Genomic DNA, 649 nt, shown 5'->3' on the forward strand with positions numbered 1-649 from the left:
GGGTCAGGCGTGATAAACCGACCGACTTCCGGTGCATAATAGCGGTAAGTATTGTAGTGTAACCCGGTTTCTTCATCCAGATATTGCCCGGCATAACGCAGCAGCTGCCTGAACTGCCCCAGCGGTTTGCTGAGGTTGCGCCACATCGCCTCCGTCTGGCGGGTCACCTGCCCAAACACCCCATATTGCCCTGACCACACCATGTCGCCCTGTTTGTTGGTCACTTCCTGCGGTGAGCCGTTCAGGTCGGTATGATACCAATACAACTGGTCTTCACCGTAGCGCCGTTCAATGCAGGCCAACGGCGTATAGGCTTCGTTCGGGTCGTAACAGTAGGTTTGTTGGCTGTCTGCGGTGCGGCTTTGCAGCAACCGCAGTCCTTGCCACAGAAAATGCGTTTCGTGCCGCTCCTGCCGGGTGCTCACGCTCTTGCTCAACCGGCGGCCTAGCGCATCATAGTGGTACTGCGCCTCAAACAATCCCTTCGGCCCGTCCCCCTTGGCCCCCACCAACCGGTTATCTCCGTCGTAGCGATAACGCTGGATACGGGCGCTGTCCTGCCTGACCACCATATTGCCAAAGGCATCATACTGATATTGCCACTGCTCCCAGCGGGTGAGGCGGTTATCACGGTAAGGCTCGCTGCCAC

At 57.9% G+C, this 649-nt stretch carries 1 protein-coding gene; it reads right to left on the reverse strand.

The genetic code is table 11. From position 1 onward, the window contains the following. Positions 1 to 649 (reverse strand): RHS repeat-associated core domain-containing protein (locus tag DBA33_RS20435; protein ID WP_162975266.1); only part of this gene is annotated, 649 nt, incomplete at both ends.

The sequence above is a fragment of the Yersinia sp. IP36721 genome, from assembly GCF_003634395.1.
Lineage (GTDB): Bacteria > Pseudomonadota > Gammaproteobacteria > Enterobacterales > Enterobacteriaceae > Yersinia > Yersinia entomophaga.